Raw genomic sequence first — 13,502 nt, 5'->3', positions numbered from 1 at the left:
ATGTGGTTATGAATGAATAATGTACAAACAGACCTTAAACGTGTTGTTTTCCCAAACATCATCCATTTCATAAATCGAATTTTAAATACCGGGGTACACGAAGCAAATGGCATTGCACGCAACCGTCAGATCAGAACTGTGAATATAGCCGGGGTTGTAGGCGGTACGGTTTCCCTGATGTTTAGTTTGATCAATACCTGCCTGGGCAATTACCTGCTGGCATTGATCAATATATGCACGATGGCCTGCCTGTACAGCATGGTGTACTTCAATGAAAAGAAAAAGTACGACCTGGGACCGATGATCACCATGCCTGTCTGTGCATTGCAGTTGTCTGCCAGTGCATTGATATATAACAACAACATGGAGTTGTACCTGTTGCTGGTGGTATGCCTTTCCCTGATACTACTGAACAATAAATGGGTGATGCTGGCCCTGGGCATTTTCAGCGCCATCCTGCTGGGTGTTACGCACCGTTTGGCCCCAATTACTGTTATTCACCAGGCTACTGAGGCCAGGAGGATTATGAATGCGGTCATCTGGCTTATCATGTTATTGTTCTGTTTATATTATTTTAGGTTGCAGATCATGGCATATACAAAGGAGCTGGAAGAATCTAACCGGCAACTGAATGTAGCTAACAAGACCCGCGAGAAACTGATTTCAATTCTGGCTCATGATATGAGTTCGCCCATCAATACGCTATTTTTTATGCTGGATCTGTTGCAGGAAGATATGTTGTCGGGCAAGGACTTTGCCGACTCCTCGCGACTGCTCATACTACAGGCCAAGAACCTGCAGGAGAATATGGATGGTCTGTTGCAATGGTGTTATACCCAGATGAAAGGCATTGCGCCCCAGCCAGTACATTTTAATCTCGTCGTTTTGATAGAAGAGGTAATTACATTTTTACAACCCCAGTTGCAAAAGAAGCATATCCAATTACAAAATGATATTGCACAGTATAGCTGTATCATTCAGGCAGATCAGGAGCATGTACGCCTGATTATCCGGAATCTACTGAGCAATGCGATCAAGTTTAGCTATAGGGAAGCTACGATTGTTATCAATATGGAAGAGAAGAGTGATGAGGTGATCATTTCAGTGGCGGATTTTGGAGTTGGGATTGCGGCCAATATTCAGGAGAAGATCTTTGCAGCGGATAATATCTATTCCACGCCAGGTACGGGCAATGAGAAGGGGATAGGATTGGGGTTGAGCCTTAGTCAGGAGTTTGCGCAGAAGAATAATGGTTTTTTGTCAGTATTGAGTGAAGAGGGGAAAGGGAGTACGTTTAGTTTGCATCTGAATAAATAAATCTGACAGCATTCTTTTGGGGTGTAGCCTTCGCCCGTGCACAAGCGAAAATGGCAGCTGCCATTTAATAGGTATAGGGACCAGCTAAGACAGACCTTGATTGCTCACGCAATATCCTATAGCTGATCCCTTTATTTTTATGCATGTGCTGCTGCTTTCTTCCTGCTGGTAGCACGTTTTGCAGTAGTTCTTCTGGCGGCGGTTTTTTTAGCCGTAGTTTTTTTAGCGGAAGTCGCCTTTTTAGCAGTTGATTTTTTTGTCGTTGTAGCCTTTTTAGTAGAAGTTGAACCCGCCTTGGTCGGCACTTTCGCACCTTCCTCTCTCGCTTCTGACAATCCTATTGCTATTGCTTGTTTTGGATTCGTTACTTTTTTGCCACTCCTTCCGCTTTTCAACTTTCCTTCATGCATTTCCTTCATTGCTTTCTCCACTTTTTCGCCGCTTTTTCCTGAATACTTTGCCATTGTGAAAAAATTTAAGGATTAATAAATAATATATATCGGAATAGGGACGAATACTATGCCAACAATCATTTATGCATTATAATAAAATACCTATACCCAATTCTATCCGGCATTTCCACCGATGAGCCTACCAGTACTCAATTTCTTTGAGAGATGTGTCCTTTTTTGCACACACTGTTGTATAATTTTTATATTTTACGCCCAAACCACAACGTCATAGTGAATCTTTCAGCCAACATCCGCCACATCCTGCTACTGATCTTATTTTCCAACGCCGCTGGCGCCCAGGTAAAATCTCCGGTAGCATATGTCAACCCATTCATCGGTACGACCAAAAGTGCAGTGCTGACTAAATGGGGGAATGAAGGCGGCTGCTATCCCGGTGCTGTGGCTCCTCACAGTTATTACCAACTGACCCCTGAGACGAGAAGGACGGGGGCTAAAGGCTATGACTTTCAGGATAGCTCCATTTGTTATTTCACCTGTATGGATCACCATAGTGGTTTTCCCGGTGGATCGGCGGGGAGCGTATTTGTAATGCCTGTAGGTGATAACCAGCCATTTGATGCTGATCACTATAGCCGTCGGTTTACTCACAAGGACGAATATGCGGAACCGGGTTATTACAGGGTACTTTTCAGAGATAACCATACTTTAATTGAAATGACGGCCTCTCCTGATGGCGGGGTTTTTAGGTTTACCTTTTCTGATAAGGGCACACCTGGGATCTTTCCTGATAAAAGCAATTCCAAGAACCTTTCAGCTAAGCACAAGCCTGCGAACCCTTCAAAGGACAAGCCTGCGAACTTTTCAGCTAAGGGCACACCTCACATCTTTACAAGCAGCCCTCTTCAGTTTAGCATAAAGCCCATTGACCAGCAAGTCTTAACCAATGGCACTGTCTATACATTTCCCAAAGGTACAACCATTATTGAAGCACGGATCGGTAAGGAACAGCGTTCCTTTGATGCTGTCAGAGCAGCTACCTATAAGCAATGGAACGACCTATTATCAGTGGTTGAGATTAATGATGACAATGAAAAAGGTAAAGCTATTTTCTACACCGCCCTTTATCACTCCCTCTTACTACCATGGCTGCATGAAGGTAAATACAGCGGTTTTTCCCCATGGGATACTTTCCGCACTTTACATCCATTACTCAGTCTACTATATCCTGACCTGCAGGCTGCCATGATCCGCTCTATGCTGGACGTTTATCACAGCACCGGTCATTTGCCTACAGAGAGCATGACAGGCAATCATTCCATCCCTATCATTACCGATGCCTATTTCAAAGGCATCCCGATGGATAAGGAAGAAGTATACAAGGCGATGCAAAAAAGCATCAATGACACACCTTACCTGCAACCTGATATGCCGGCTTATCACGAACTGGGATATGTACCATCTATATATCCTGAATCCGTGACCCGTACCGTAGAGTATGCCTACGATGACTGGGCGCTGAACCTGTTTGCAAAAGAAGCAATGCATGCAAAAGTGAGTGACGACAGGAGCTTAGCCTTCCAACAATTATTGCACATCCCTTCGTTATTCCTGTTGCCACGCAATAAAGAGAAGTTCAAACTCAATCCTGGTAATACCGGTTATAAAGAAGGTGATCAATGGGTGTATTCTTTCTTCGTACCACAGCATCCCCGTGAATTGATTAATAGGATGGGGGGAGATGAGTTGTTTTCTCTCCGGTTGGATACGGCGCTTGAAAAGCAACATATCATCTTTGACAATGAAACCGTTTTTCATGTTCCTTACCTTTTCAACGATGCCAACAGGCCAGATCTCACGCAGTTGTGGGTAAGAAAGATTATGCAGGATCGTTTTTCAAATACACCCGGTGGGTTGCCAGGGAATGATGATCTGGGTTCAACTTCCAGCTGGTACATTTTCAGTGCGATAGGATTGTACCCCGTGGCACCAGGTAAACCCCTGTATGCACTGGGTATCCCTGCTTTCCGTGAAATGAAGATCCACCTGAAAGATGGGAAGGTACTGACTATTAAAAACAATGATACGCATACACCTTATGTACAACAGGTGCGACTGAATGGTGTGGAGTACCGGGGACTGAATATGGCCCATGAGTTTATCAAACGGGGTGGTACTTTGGAATTTGAAACAGGTACTGTGCCGGTAGTGACCCGCGACAATATCAACCGTACTGTCATCAGACTGACGGAGATAAGTATGGATTCGGTCGCTATGCCTGATCAACCTTTTCCAATTGGGTTTACAATGATAAACAATGGGGATGCCGGGGTATACAGGATCAATGTGACCCTAAATGGTAAACTATATGGATCAAAGAATTGCCTGATCGGCAAAGGGGCGAGGCTCCGCGATTCGATTCAGGTATACCTGTACAAAGCAGGGGAGAATAAATTGCAGTTGAATGAGGAGGCGGAGCGAAGCGTGCAGATCAAAGTGCCTTTGGTGAATGTAGCGCCGGTTATTTCTGACCTGGTATTAAAACCATTGATTAAAAAGGATAGTGTGCAACGTATTGCCTTTGCTGTGATGAATAAGCAAGGGACTAAAAAGGCTTTTACCATTCCCGTGAATCTGAATGGCAAAGCGTTTTATACAGCTAAACTTACATTGGAGCCGGGAGAGCAAAAGGTAGTGACCTGTCAGTTAAAGGCGACCATGATTGGTTGGCAGACGGTGAGTATTGGAGGGATCAGGGAGAGATGTAAGGTGTATAAGGATCCAATGGAATCTTTGTTATTGGCTTTGGAAGGGACGAAGGATGTGTCAGGGTTTGGGAATGATGGTCAGGTAATTATATCTGAAAATTCGCAGGAAGGAACTGCCAGTGGTCAGAATATTATTACTGAAAAATCACAGCATGTTACTGCCTCTGGCAATACGGTAGCCGCTGAAAATTCTCAAAGCACTTCTGCCTCCGGCAGTTCTTCCAAAGCTGCAAACCCTCTCTTTGGCCCTGACTACTACATCGAGGTCCCAAACGCCCGTTCTCTCGATGAATTAGGTACCACGCTCACGATGATGGCCTGGATTTACCCAACAGAACAAACCCCCGGTCTTGTCGATGTATTCTCCAAAGGAGACACCCACGTTCTTCAGATTACTGACGGCAGAATGTTAAGTTTTTTTGCTGGGGGTTGGGGCAGGGGAGATATTACCGTACCTTTGCCGGAACATTGGTTGAACCACTGGCATCATATTGCCGGAGTATGTGATAAACAGGGGCTTAAGTTATATATCGACGGCGTTTTGAAAGGGGAGACAAAACTGGACACGCCAGTTAACCTGTCCGTAGGGAATAAATGGACGTTAGGACGTAATGAAGAATTTCCCGGAACCCGTATTTTCAAAGGCTATATTCAGCAAGCGAAAATTTTTTCTGATCCTATTGAAATAACTGATTGTAAATGTATTGGAGAGATTCCTGTACTATAAACCAAAATTTTACCGAATCCAAATGAAAAACTAATTTTACATGCATTGGAGATACTCCTTTGCCATAAACCAAAATTTTATCTGATCCTGTTGAAAAACTAAGTATTCATGCATTGGATAATCCTATGCCATAAGCCAAAATTTCTTACCTGATGAAATAACTACTTAATAATATATTGGGAATATTCCCGTGCTATAAAACCAAAAATGACACCCTATGCCAAAGGCAAAATTCCTGTTATTGGCAGCTATTATCACCTGTCTGATAGGGACGGGATGTGGTAGTAGCTGTACGAAAACTACCGCCATTTCCACCGGCGTTCTTTCCAGTCACTTCGATGGTAACTGGAAGTATGAAAACAAAGAACTGGGTTTCTCCTTAAACCTGCCCAACGAATGGTACTTACAAACTTCCTTAGGAAGAATCCAGTACTACGTTCCCCTGAGTAAAAATGCACCAGAAGATATGGTCCGTCAAAAGACCCTGACCCTTGCAGATGCTCAGGCCAACAAAGGTGCTCTCTTCACCATCCGCGACGTGAATCCCGAAGAAGGTGCCGGTGCTACCATCGGCTTCGCACTGACTGATGTACAACCTAAAGGAGAAGAAAACGGAGAACTCACTATCGGCTCCGAACACCTGAAAGGCGCTTCTGCCAAAACAGCCAGAGGTACAACTACTATAACTGTCTTTAAAAACTACGGTTGTTTTGACCTGAAGATTTTTGTAGAGTATACTACTCCAGAGCAGTTAGAAAAAATAAAATCATTACTGGCTACTGGTAAAATATAGGGCTAAAAGAAACGCTTTAGTCAAAGACATAAGTGCTTTCCTTGAAGCCAGAATCGCTTCATTCAAAGCCGGCCGCAGGCCTTGCACAAATAAAAAAGCTTTTGCCTTTGGCAAAAGCTTTTTTATTTGCTAGAACATTTTTATTTGCTAATATACTTTTTTAAGCACTTCCCGATATTTATGATGCATCTCCTTTGCCACTCCAACCGCATCACCACTCGTCACCACCGGGTACACCTCCTTCGCATTCACCCAATTCCATTCCCAATCCTGCATCTTCTCCTCGAACCCTTTCAAATCCATTTCCTGACCTGTCTTCAAACTCTCTCCTGCATACTCAAAAAATTGCTTCCACCTTGCCGCATAAAAATTCTTCACCAACCCTGACCACTGTCTTGAGCTATACTCATGCAATGGACTCTTCTTATCTCCCCACAACGTAATCAAATCCCTCGCATTCATTTCATACAGTGCTTTTTCCTGCTGATTCGTTCCCCAGCTCTTCGCATCCGCCAGCCATCTGCCCAACAGGAAATCTTTCCTTGTCGCCAGCAAACGATCCATATCATCCAGCAACACCAAAAACTCCGCACTATATTTCTTAAAGCGTTCGCCATCCTTTGCCTTATAAGCCTTTGCCACCTGCTGTTGCAAAGAATCCGCATAGTTCGCCAACACCTGTCTTGTCACATCTACAATATCATATCTAAATCCATCACTCCCTTTCAACACATCTGCCGCTGTAATCAAATGATCCCATGCCGGCAACAAATTGCCCGGAGCATAATTCAAATGTGTCAAGGTGCGATGTGCCACGGTATCAAATGTAGGTCTGCCAGTCAGAATACTCTCTGGCGTACCTTCCGTCAACCCACCATCATACACTGTTTTGCGTAAGATCGCCCATGCCGCTTCTGCATCTGCATTCTGCCTGCCATAACGGCGCCACGCATACGCTTTTAACCAGCTATCCAGCTCTATCGGCTGATCATTCCACACATTATCCATCATCAATGCGTACATCGCAGGATTCTGTTCTATCGCTTCCGGTGTACAACCAATTCCTACCAGGTTTCCCGCTGTAGAGTCATGCAGGGCATTTGCCGGATCGCGCGCTACATGATCCATCCTGCCATACATCCCAATATTACCACCAAAGTTCTGCAGCATACACCAGATCCATTGCTTACCATAATAAGCATTCGTTCTGTTCCACACAGGGAAGTTATCACTAAACAGATCGAGCACAATCATCCTGTCATCCGGCGCTGCCGTGAGCAAAGCCCTGATCTGTGCCGGATGCCAGAAGTCTTTCTGATAGTGGAACATCCATCCCTGCATCACCCAGATCGCCTTAGGATCTGCTTCTGTCATGGCCTGGAAGATCTTCTTACTAATTGTATGCAGGTAAGTAGAATCGTTGGTAGGGGGTAAGTTCTCATTAAAAGTATCAGAAGAGTAAAAATGGTCAGTACCAAAAGTCCTTGTCTCTTCTTCAATAAATTCCTGCCCGATCTTTGAGAACATCGGATCTTCCGGTTCTAAAATATATACATCATCAAAACCCGCATCCCAGTTGGTTTTCTTCACCTTTGCATTCGGGAATTTTTTCTTGAACGCAGGTGGTACATGCCCTGTAAATGCAGGCAATACAGGCTTCATACCCAATGATCTTTCGCGTGCAAGAATTTTTTTCTGCAGGTCTTCCTGGTCTTTCATAAACTGCTGTGGCAGCGGACCGCCCCATCCATCCAGGTTTCCCATCCAGAACCAGTTAAAGAAACAAGGTCCGCTAAAGAAACTATTCAGGTCATTCTCTGTGAATCCCATTTTCTTGTACACGCGGCTCCACACTGAGTTCTGGCCTGTCAGTGCCAGTGGCATATTCACCCCATTCAGCGCCATCCAGTCAATCTCCCATTGCCAGCGCTCCCAGTTCCACCAGCTGATGGTATAGTTGAACGTACAATAGTTCAGGTAATAACGATATTGATAAGGGGTTCGTTTATGCACTTTCGTGGGCACCTTTGGCAATGGATTTGGCAGGTCCATATTGGTACCGTTCCAACTGATATCGCAATGCGCATAATTTTTCAGATAGTAATTGAGCGCACTAGCTATACTCAGACCATTGCTACCTCTTAGGAGGATGGTATTGCCCTGCGATTCCAGTTCAAACACATCGTGCCCCTTTTCCTGTGGAATAAAGCGGGTTTGAAAATGCATGGCCTGTGATCGCATGATTCTTTTCACCAGGTCGTCAATGGCTTGTTTGTCCTGGCCTACCGTCGGGAGGGCCTTGAAGCCAAGAAAAATGAATGTAAAAAGCAGGGATGTACGAAAAGATAGTTGCATAGGAGATAAAGATAAAAAAAATCCCGGCCACATTGCTGTAGCCGGGATCAAAATGTCTTATTCTCTATTATTGATTAGCCGCTTTTTTCTTCTTGGAGTGGTCCACGATCGCACCTGTACCTGCACCTACACCAGCGCCGATGATTGTACCGATGGCAGCACCTTTCACGTGATCCGGGTTAACGATCGCACCGGTGATGGCACCCGCACCTGCACCTACTACGGCACCTTTCGCGGTATGACTCCAACCTTTTTTCTTAGTGGTAGTCGTTGTAGTAGCGGTGTTTGTACTTGCAGAAGCAGACGAGCTGCTATTGTTCTGAGCTGCTACGGCGGCATGATGCTCACGTGCGGCAGCCTTTGCATCGTTCACAGAGTCAATGACCTGTTGCCTGATGGCGTTTGCTGTCGTTACTGAATCCACAGCCTCTTGTTTGGCTGCTTCGATAGCCGCTTGATCTGCTGAGTTGTGACATGCGAATAATACGGCTGATGTTGCTAAAGCTAGAAATATCTGTTTCATGGTCGTAATTTTTAAATTCATCTGGATATAGACCTGCAAAATTGTGCCAGATTAATAGATGAATCCGGTTATTAAGGCGAATTTAAATAATATCACAATGTATAACCTCACTGTAAACAGGGATTTTATTACGAAAAAAAGACCCGTTTGCCAATATAGCAAACGGGTCTGTCTATCAATTATTTACAGGCTATTAAGCCGTGAGTGAAAATGTAAAACTGTGATTAGCAGCAAGGAACTTTGTCACATCTTCCGCATTACCCCTAAATGGTCCGGATCCTTCGATTTTTAAAGTCGCCATGGCTGCAGCAAATTCTCCTGCATCCTGCGGATTTGCGTTTTTCGAGCGCTGGTACAGGTAACCTGCCATGTAAGTATCGCCACACCCAGTGGCATCTACTACGGAAGTAGTTGGGATATAAGCGGGAATATCGTAGAAAGTCTGGTCCTTGTACACCACAGAACCACGGCTACCGAGGGTAATAATCACCTCTTTCACGCCCCAGGAAGCTAAAGTGATCGCGCCTTTGCGTACATCGTTTGTACCGGTCAGCACTTCCATTTCAGATTCATTGGCTTTCAGGATGGATATATATTGAAGGGCTTCTTTTTTTGCTGGCCAGTCAATATGGATCACCTGCTCATTTTCAACCTTCCGCAGGTATCCTTGCACATCCAGGGAAACTTTCCCCTTCTTTGCCAGTTCCCTGATCACGGATACCGGAATATCATCCGCTACCAGTGGGCCGAGGTGAAAGAAATGCGCATCCATACCAGACAGTTGTTCCGGGGTGAACGGATCTGCCAGCTGACTTACACGTTGTGTTCTATGATCCTGATTTTCAGAGTAAATGTTCTCGAAGTAGAGGGTGTTGGTACTGGGCAGTACCACGATTTCAGTGCCTTTTGCTCTCAGCTCGTCCGCGATGTAGATCTCTTTGGCAGCGAGTGCGGTTACCATCGCATATTTCACATCCATATTCCGGATGGCACTGGAAAAATAAAAGGAAGTTCCACCTGGCATATGTACCACCGAGCGGGTTGTTACTACTTTATCTAATGTGATATGTCCTATACAACAAATGTCATACATGCTTAGTCCGGTTTATAGCGTTGATCCTAACAGGGTGCAAATGTAAATATAACCCTGTCTATTGCCAAGAATTTTCAGGATGACTGGTATTGAAATTTACTGTTCGGTCTGCAATAGGGAACGAGCAGCTGGCAACACTTTTCTGCCAAATAACTCAATGGAATTCAATATCTTATCATGTGATATATCTCCTTTGAGAATTTGGGCCAGGAACCGGGTATGATTAAACAGTTTGCTTTGGTATACAATCTTGTCTACTATTTCCTGTACGCTGCCCACAAAAAGAGGTCCTTCGGGAGAGCGTAAGTACTCAAACTGAGCACGGGTGATAGGGGGCCAGCCTCTTTCTTCCCCAACACGGTTCATGATTTTTTCGTACACTGGCCAGAACTCATTGGCAGCGGTTTCTCCGTCTTCCCCGATATACATGTGGCAATTGATAGCCAGTGGCAAAGTGGTCAGGTCATGACCGGCATCGGCGGCGGACTGGCGGAACAATTTTACGATATTAACGAACTGTTTGGGTAGGCCTCCCAGGATGGCTACGGTCATTCCAAGTCCCATTTTACCAGCTCTGGCAGCAGAAGCAGGGGTACCCCCGATAGCGAGCCAGATAGGCAGTTTTGACTGAAAAGGACGGGGATAGACCCCTCTGTCCCGGATAGGTGCCCTGAACTTGCCTTGCCAGCTGATTATTTCGTTATTGTTTATTTTGGTGAGCATATCCAGTTTTTCAATGAAAAGCTCATCATAGTCATTCAAGTGGTAGCCAAACAGGGGAAATGATTCAATAAAAGAACCCCTGCCAGCCATAATTTCGGCCCTGCCATTGGAAATAAGGTCCAGCGTGGCAAAGTTCTGGAAAGTACGCACCGGATCGGCAGAACTCAATACCGTTACCGAACTCGATAGACGGATATTTTTAGTAATCGCGGCAATAGCTCCCAGTGCGACCTCTGGTGCAGAAATAATGTAGTCAGGCCGGTGGTGTTCGCCAACGGCAAATACATCCAGTCCGATTTCGTCGGATAGTCTGGCTTCTGCCAGTAATTCCTGCATCCGGGTATGAGCGTTAACCGCCTTGCCAGGTACATGATCTGGTGTAACTTCTCCAAAAGTGCTGATACCGAATTCCATTGTTTACTCCTTTTTTTCGTGCCGCAAAGATCGGACAATAAAAGATAATGGAAAACGGACACCTGGTTTCCCAGGGGAAACTATGGAGTTGCTACAAGGTGACTGTAGTTTCAAATTCAATGAAAAATTACCTATTTCAGTTCAAAACTAAGTGGAGCCGATTTACAGTAAAAGATCTTCTTGACATGGTTACACAGTTCCGTGTAAGTGCCGGGTTTTGTAAAGAATACATGAGCACCTAGTTTGAGCGCATCGTCGATATCCCGTTTCATATCCGATGTACTCATAATAATAATCTTGGTGAATGTCTGGCGCAAGAGCCCTTTTAATTCCACGAGGCATTCTTTTCCATTCATCTTAGGCATGTTCAGGTCAAGGAAAATAAAATCAGGTAAGGCGATCTTCTTTTTACTCAACAGGTCCAGGGCTTCTATACCGCTGTTACAGCTATGCATGCGTGATCCGGGTACAACATCTGTGATTGCTTCTGTCAAAAAAAGCCTGTCATCTGCGTCATCATCAATGATTAAAACTGTCTGCTGCTGTTTCATATGGTTAAAATTTAAAGGTGAGCAGAAGAGTGGTGTATGAAAGTAAGAACTATCTAAAATACTCAATAAATAACTAATAAGATGTTAATTATTATTAAAGGTGAACATATTCCTTAGGCATGATTAGTGAGTAGGTATTGTAAAAGATACGCATGGACCCAAAAGAATTATTTGTGAATGGTGGGGAGACCGGACAATTGATGCACATCTATCAATGGGAAAACAATATTGTCGGTACTCCTGATACATGGCCACCTCATTTACGCACTGCTGTACGTATTATGCTCACTTCGGTGCAACCTATGTTTATCTGGTGGGGAGAGCAATTCATACATCTTTACAACGATGCATTCATTCCATTTGCAGGCAAGGGACATCCTTCCGTACTAGGGCGTCCTGCATCTGAAATATGGGCGGATGAATGGATGCGGTTAGCCCCTGTGGCCACAGCTGCGGTGGCAGAAAATGCAGGTTCCTTCATAAAAGGTAGTTTTTTCATCATGAAAAAAGAAGAGGATGACGAAGACATTTCCTACGCATTTTCCTATAGCCCGATTTTAGGACCTGACAATGTGGTGGATGGATTGCTCGGCGTATACAACAATTACCTGAACCCCATTATGGGGCACTCTGTAGACCGTGAAGTGCCGGTTGTGGAGAATCCTGATGATGTGGATTTGGATACCCGTTTGGGAAAATAACATGTTCTGCCATGGAAACGATATTGACGGTGAACTGTGGATCTTCCAGTTTGAAGTTTGCTTTGTATTCTTTAGAACTGGAACAGCTTTTATTGGGTAATGTAACAGATGGTTATACAGAGATTGGTGACGAAAGGCATGAGCATGGTGCGGTGACGATGAAGGAGGCAGCAGCGGAGGTGGTGAGGGTGTTGCAAGCCCGGTCATACGATGTACGTATTATCGGCCATCGCATTGTACAGGGTGGTGAAAAGCATTTTGACCCGGTTATACTGGATGACGGTGTTTTACAATCGTTGAAAGAACTGGTTCCTTTGGCGCCTTTGCATATACCGCCCTCGCTGGATGTGATACATGCATTGCAGGAGGCGTTTCCAGCTGTGAAGCAGGTAGGATGTTTTGATACGGCTTTTCATCAGCATATGCCATTTGAAGCACGGCACTATCCTTTGCCAAGAGCATTGTGGAAGGAGGGGGTGATCCACTATGGATTTCATGGCTTGTCTTATGAATCCATTATGCAGCAGTTACAACCATTGTCACCGGGGAATAGGGTCATCATTGCGCATCTGGGCAATGGGGCTAGTCTTGCCGCCATACAGGAGGGCAGGAGTGTGGATACCACCATGGGTATGACACCCATAGGAGGGTTGATGATGAGCACAAGGGCGGGCGATCTGGATCCCGGGGTACTGCTGTACCTGTTAGAAGAGAAAGGTATGACGGGGAGTGAGCTGTCGCGTATGCTGAATAAATCATCGGGATTAAAAGCGGTGTCAGAAGAAAGTGGGGATGTGCAGCAGTTACTGGAGCAGGAAGATAAGCATCCGCAGGCAGCAGAGGCGATTCTCATGTTCTGCTATCATGTACGAAAAAACATCGGAGCGCTGGCGGCGGTATTAGGAGGAGTAGATACCTTGGTATTTACAGGAGGGATCGGCGAACATGCTGCAACGATCAGAAGTCGCATTTGTAAAGGACTTGAATTTTTAGGTATAGTTATCAATGTAATGGCCAACGAAGAGAAAGCAAAAATTATATCAGCCAATGAAAGCACGGTTACCGTCCGTGTAATGAAAACCAATGAAGAGCTAATGATTGCACAACACACGCAAACCTTCATATAA

Annotated in this window: 11 protein-coding genes; 5 read left to right on the top strand and 6 right to left on the bottom strand. The window is 44.9% G+C overall.

What is annotated here, in order from left to right; translation table 11 throughout:
- The first annotated feature begins 12 nt into the window (after positions 1–12).
- Positions 13–1,317: a HAMP domain-containing sensor histidine kinase gene (locus SIO70_RS24990; RefSeq protein WP_320575372.1), complete on the top strand. Its 1,305-nt coding sequence runs from the start codon at positions 13–15 to the stop codon at positions 1,315–1,317.
- A gap of 137 nt (positions 1,318–1,454) precedes the next feature.
- Here the strand turns inward: SIO70_RS24990 and SIO70_RS24985 are convergent, their stop codons facing one another.
- Positions 1,455–1,781: a DUF6496 domain-containing protein gene (locus SIO70_RS24985; protein ID WP_320575371.1), complete on the bottom strand. Its 327-nt coding sequence runs from the start codon at positions 1,779–1,781 to the stop codon at positions 1,455–1,457.
- Positions 1,782–2,000: 219 nt separating this feature from the next.
- Between SIO70_RS24985 and SIO70_RS24980 the strand changes: the two genes are divergently transcribed.
- Positions 2,001–5,222, top strand: a complete 3,222-nt coding sequence (locus SIO70_RS24980) for a GH92 family glycosyl hydrolase (RefSeq protein ID WP_320575370.1) — start codon at positions 2,001–2,003, stop codon at positions 5,220–5,222.
- A gap of 217 nt (positions 5,223–5,439) precedes the next feature.
- Positions 5,440–6,015, top strand: a complete 576-nt coding sequence (locus SIO70_RS24975; protein ID WP_320575368.1) for a hypothetical protein — start codon at positions 5,440–5,442, stop codon at positions 6,013–6,015.
- Between the two features lie 147 nt (positions 6,016–6,162).
- Here SIO70_RS24975 and SIO70_RS24970 read toward each other — a convergent pair whose 3' ends face one another.
- From SIO70_RS24970 to SIO70_RS24950, 5 genes are all read right to left on the bottom strand, one after another.
- Complete coding sequence (locus SIO70_RS24970) at positions 6,163–8,370, bottom strand: alpha-N-acetylglucosaminidase (protein WP_320575366.1); 2,208 nt, start codon at positions 8,368–8,370, stop codon at positions 6,163–6,165.
- 67 nt (positions 8,371–8,437) lie between these two features.
- Positions 8,438–8,893, bottom strand: a complete 456-nt coding sequence (locus SIO70_RS24965) for a hypothetical protein (protein ID WP_320575364.1) — start codon at positions 8,891–8,893, stop codon at positions 8,438–8,440.
- Between the two features lie 193 nt (positions 8,894–9,086).
- Positions 9,087–9,986 (bottom strand): PfkB family carbohydrate kinase, encoded by a 900-nt coding sequence (locus tag SIO70_RS24960; RefSeq protein WP_320575362.1) that lies wholly within the window; start codon positions 9,984–9,986, stop codon positions 9,087–9,089.
- 96 nt (positions 9,987–10,082) lie between these two features.
- Positions 10,083–11,123, bottom strand: coding sequence for an LLM class flavin-dependent oxidoreductase (locus SIO70_RS24955; protein WP_320575360.1), 1,041 nt, complete (start codon positions 11,121–11,123; stop codon positions 10,083–10,085).
- A gap of 131 nt (positions 11,124–11,254) precedes the next feature.
- Positions 11,255–11,674 (bottom strand): response regulator, encoded by a 420-nt coding sequence (locus tag SIO70_RS24950; protein WP_320575358.1) that lies wholly within the window; start codon positions 11,672–11,674, stop codon positions 11,255–11,257.
- A gap of 152 nt (positions 11,675–11,826) precedes the next feature.
- Between SIO70_RS24950 and SIO70_RS24945 the strand changes: the two genes are divergently transcribed.
- On the top strand, positions 11,827–12,375 hold the full coding sequence (locus SIO70_RS24945) for a hypothetical protein (protein WP_320575356.1): 549 nt from the start codon (positions 11,827–11,829) through the stop codon (positions 12,373–12,375).
- A gap of 11 nt (positions 12,376–12,386) precedes the next feature.
- The gene (locus SIO70_RS24940; protein ID WP_320575354.1) at positions 12,387–13,502 is read left to right on the top strand and encodes an acetate/propionate family kinase; all 1,116 of its coding nucleotides are present in this window, start codon (positions 12,387–12,389) and stop codon (positions 13,500–13,502) included.

Origin of the sequence: Chitinophaga sancti, assembly GCF_034087045.1 — a bacterium.
Taxonomy (GTDB): Bacteria; Bacteroidota; Bacteroidia; order Chitinophagales; family Chitinophagaceae; genus Chitinophaga; species Chitinophaga sancti_B.
The sequence above is the reverse complement of the archived record's forward strand: the minus strand, read 5'-3'. Positions and strand labels throughout refer to the sequence as shown.

Coding starts and splice junctions, on each gene's coding strand:
- SIO70_RS24960 (WP_320575362.1), bottom strand. CDS start 9,986: ATGTATGACATTTGTTGTATAGGACATATCACATTAGATAAAGTAGTA.
- SIO70_RS24975 (WP_320575368.1), top strand. CDS start 5,440: ATGCCAAAGGCAAAATTCCTGTTATTGGCAGCTATTATCACCTGTCTG.
- SIO70_RS24955 (WP_320575360.1), bottom strand. CDS start 11,123: ATGGAATTCGGTATCAGCACTTTTGGAGAAGTTACACCAGATCATGTA.
- SIO70_RS24965 (WP_320575364.1), bottom strand. CDS start 8,893: ATGAAACAGATATTTCTAGCTTTAGCAACATCAGCCGTATTATTCGCA.
- SIO70_RS24970 (WP_320575366.1), bottom strand. CDS start 8,370: ATGCAACTATCTTTTCGTACATCCCTGCTTTTTACATTCATTTTTCTT.
- SIO70_RS24990 (WP_320575372.1), top strand. CDS start 13: ATGAATAATGTACAAACAGACCTTAAACGTGTTGTTTTCCCAAACATC.
- SIO70_RS24940 (WP_320575354.1), top strand. CDS start 12,387: ATGGAAACGATATTGACGGTGAACTGTGGATCTTCCAGTTTGAAGTTT.
- SIO70_RS24950 (WP_320575358.1), bottom strand. CDS start 11,674: ATGAAACAGCAGCAGACAGTTTTAATCATTGATGATGACGCAGATGAC.
- SIO70_RS24945 (WP_320575356.1), top strand. CDS start 11,827: ATGGACCCAAAAGAATTATTTGTGAATGGTGGGGAGACCGGACAATTG.
- SIO70_RS24985 (WP_320575371.1), bottom strand. CDS start 1,781: ATGGCAAAGTATTCAGGAAAAAGCGGCGAAAAAGTGGAGAAAGCAATG.